A 2,251-nucleotide genomic window follows, 5' to 3' on the forward strand; every position below is an offset into this window, starting at 1 on the left:
CACACTCCAAAAGGAACTGTGACCACGGTCTCACCATGCACCACAGTGCCATGAGCCACCCGGCTGTCCGGCTGGAATGCTGACGTCACACTCCAAAAGGAACTGGGACCACGGTCCCACTATGCACCACAGTGTCATGAGCCACCCGGTTGCCCGGCCGGATTACTCGCTGCACGCTCCGGAAGGAACCGGGACCATGGCCCCATTCTATTCAGTAATCGGTTATCATCATCCATATTGAGGGCGTTTTGTCTTGGTCCTGCATACGGCGCGTCAGTAGATTATGTTCGTTCTGCTCCCTGGTGCTTCCTCGCTCACTCGCGGGCTTCGCCCTGTCGTTCAGCTGCGGCGAGCACTACTGGCTCTCTCTGAAAGGCGAAATTTAACTGATCCTCGCGATGGGGATATCTTTCCAGCAGGTGGTGTACGCAGGGGACAGCATATTGCGTTTCATTTGCCAGGAAGGTGCAATTCCTCGTCCGGCAAACCAGACATGTCCCAGGCCGGAATGGTTAATACCATCAAGAACCTTCATCAGCTCAGCGCTGTGAGGACGTGGTGGCCGTTCGTCGAACAGCTGCAACTGCGAAACACCTGAGCCTGTAAAGTCATTCAGCATCACTCCGGCTTTGGCATACCGGTGGCCATCCTTCCAGATGCGCTCCAAAGCCGTTGTGGCGGCCGCAATAATGTCCCGGGTGTCCTGAGTGGGGGTAAGCAGTTTCTCCGTGGCCACATTGCCGTAATAAGGCTCTTTAACGGCGAACGGAGACGTTTTGACGAAAACGGAAATGTGCCGGCAATACTGGTGCTCCTGACGCAGTTTTTCAGCGGCCCGTTCTGCGTACTGACAGACAGCCTGGCGGAGCGAATCGTACTCCGTGATCTTCTCGCCAAAGCTGCGACTACAGACAATCTGTTGTTTCGTTGGTGGTGATTCCTCAAGCGACATGCAGCTTTCCCCGTTCAGTTCGCGCACCGTTCGCTCGAGAACCACGGAGAAATTTTTCCGGATGAAGGCCGGGTTCGTCAGGGCCAGATCAAGTGCGGTCCTGATACCCAGTACATTAAGCTTGCGTGCAATGCGATTTCCCACGCCCCGGATCTCTTCGACCGGCTGAAGTGACAGCAGTTTACGGGTTCGCTGAGGATTATCCCGCGTCAGGGCCAGCACGCCCCGGAACTGTTTCCACTCTTTGGAGGCCCACTGAGCTGATTTTGCCAACGTTTTCGTAGGTCCAGCCCCCACGCCGATGGTCAGGCGGGTACAGTCATACACGTGCTGGCGCAGCTGCCGGCCAAAGTCTTCCAGGTCCATGCAATGCGACACACCGCTCAGATCGAGGAACATCTCGTCAATCGAATATTGTTCCACCCTCGGCGCCAGCTCCTCGAGGCAGCTCATCACGCGCGCTGACATTGAGGCGTAAAGCTCATAATTACTTGAAAATGCGTATATTTTTTCCGGGTAAATCTCGTTCTTTATCTGGAACCACGGGGTCCCCATTTTAATCCAGGGCTTCGCTTCGGCACTTCTCGCGATCACGCAGCCGTCATTGTTGCTAAGGCAGACAATGGGTTTCCCTTTTAAATCCGGGCGGAAAACACGTTCACAGCTGGCATAGAAGCTGTTCACATCGGCCAGGGCAAACATCAGTACATCTCCCTGGGACGGTGGATGATGTGCGTGACGACGCCAAAGATGTCCAGTTCGTCCGTGTCAGGATAGATGGGGGACCAGGTGGCGTTCATGGGCTGCAGTGTCAGTCGTGGCGTCAGCAGGAGCCGTTTGACCGTAAATTCCCCCTGCACGCTGGCCACAACGATATCGCCGTGCCGGGGTTTCTCCGCACTGTCCACAACCAGCAGATCGCCGTTGTAAAGGCTGCCGTCAGCCATGCTGTCTCCGCTGGCTCTGAGGTAATAAGTCGCGCTCGGATGGCGTATACAGTACTCATGCAGATCCAGATCTGACTGAATGTAATCGCCGGCAGGGCTCGGGAACCCGCAGCTGGCCAGATCGGCGAAAAACGGATGGGTCTGTGGCGGGGTATCTGTCCCGGGGCTAAAAAGCTGCAGCTTCATATTACCTTCCGACTAAAAAAAACTGTATATGTATGGGTCTTCCCCGATCATGGTGGGAAGGCTCAGAACGCCATATTCAGCTTCCCATAGTGGAACATCACTCCCAGCTTGACCTGCTCCCCGTTGATTAGTACACCCCGATGTTAGTAATGTCTTCATAAGCCAC

The 2,251-nt window shown here is 55.2% G+C and carries 2 protein-coding genes; both read right to left on the minus strand.

All coding sequences use genetic code 11. The features are described 5' to 3' along the window. Positions 1-382: 382 nt before the first annotated feature. On the minus strand, positions 383-1,654 hold the full coding sequence (locus ACOTYN_RS26135; protein ID WP_088545115.1) for a Y-family DNA polymerase: 1,272 nt from the start codon (positions 1,652-1,654) through the stop codon (positions 383-385). Beyond that, positions 1,654-2,085 (minus strand): translesion error-prone DNA polymerase V autoproteolytic subunit, encoded by a 432-nt coding sequence (gene umuD / locus ACOTYN_RS26140; RefSeq protein ID WP_200928219.1) that lies wholly within the window; start codon positions 2,083-2,085, stop codon positions 1,654-1,656. Before umuD ends, ACOTYN_RS26135 begins: the two co-directional genes overlap by 1 nt. Positions 2,086-2,251: the final 166 nt, after the last annotated feature.

Origin of the sequence: Enterobacter cloacae complex sp. IR5458 (genome assembly GCF_049238025.1) — a bacterium.
GTDB classification, from domain to species: Bacteria; Pseudomonadota; Gammaproteobacteria; order Enterobacterales; family Enterobacteriaceae; genus Enterobacter; species Enterobacter kobei.

Coding starts and splice junctions, on each gene's coding strand:
- ACOTYN_RS26135 (WP_088545115.1), bottom strand. CDS start 1,654: ATGTTTGCCCTGGCCGATGTGAACAGCTTCTATGCCAGCTGTGAACGT.
- umuD (WP_200928219.1), bottom strand. CDS start 2,085: ATGAAGCTGCAGCTTTTTAGCCCCGGGACAGATACCCCGCCACAGACC.